The following is a 783-nucleotide window of genomic DNA, read 5'->3' on the forward strand; positions in this document are numbered from 1 at the left end:
GGTGCGGGTCATGTCGGAGTGGTATCCCCCGACCTGCGCGCCGAAGTCGAGCTTGACGAAGTCCCCGGCGGCGAGCACCGCGTCGGTGGGCCGGTGGTGCGGCACAGCCGAGTTCGCCCCGGTCGCGACGATCGTCTCGAAGGAGATGCCGTCGGCGCCGTAGTCGAGCATGCGGGCCTCGAGATCGCGGCCGACCTGCCGTTCGGTGCGGCCCGGGCGCAGCCCGCCGGCGGCGACGAGGTCGGCCAGCGCCCGGTCCGCGGCGGCGCACGCCGCCTTCAGCAGCCCGACCTCGTGTTCGTCCTTGACCATGCGCAACTGCTCGACCAGCCGGGGCGCGGGCGTGAGGGTGAGCGGGCTGTCCAGCCCCGCCCAGCGCACGTGCTGTTCGACGGTGACGATGTGGCTCTCGAAGCCCCACCGGGCCGGCGTGGCCGCGGAACCGACCAGGTGATCGGCGCTGGCGCGGGCGATCCGGGCCCGCAGGTCGGGCACCTGCGCGGCGATCTGGGTGAGGTAGCGGCCGTCGGTGCACACGACGGTGCGGGACTCGTCGGCGTCGTCGTCGGCGGTGACGAGCAGCGCGGCGTTCGAACCGGTGAAGCCGGTGAGGTAGCGGATGTTGAGCAGGTCCGTCACCAGGAGCGCATCGAGGTCCCGGTCGGCGAGCAGCCGGCGCAGCGCGGCGCGGCGGGAGGCGTGATCGGCGGGCATGGGCTCAACGTACTCCCGCGGCGGCGGCCGGAACGGCCGCCGCCCGGGCGGTGACGACGAAGGGCAGGA

Annotated in this window: 1 protein-coding gene; it reads right to left on the reverse strand. The window is 74.3% G+C overall.

What is annotated here, in order from left to right; translation table 11 throughout:
- Nucleotides 1-714, reverse strand: a 714-nt coding sequence (locus CQZ88_RS16740; RefSeq protein WP_102800058.1) for a Xaa-Pro peptidase family protein, incomplete at its 3' end; no start/stop codon positions are given.
- Nucleotides 715-783: the final 69 nt, after the last annotated feature.

Origin of the sequence: Rhodococcus sp. ENV425, from assembly GCF_002887785.1 — a bacterium.
Lineage (GTDB): Bacteria > Actinomycetota > Actinomycetes > Mycobacteriales > Mycobacteriaceae > Rhodococcus > Rhodococcus aetherivorans.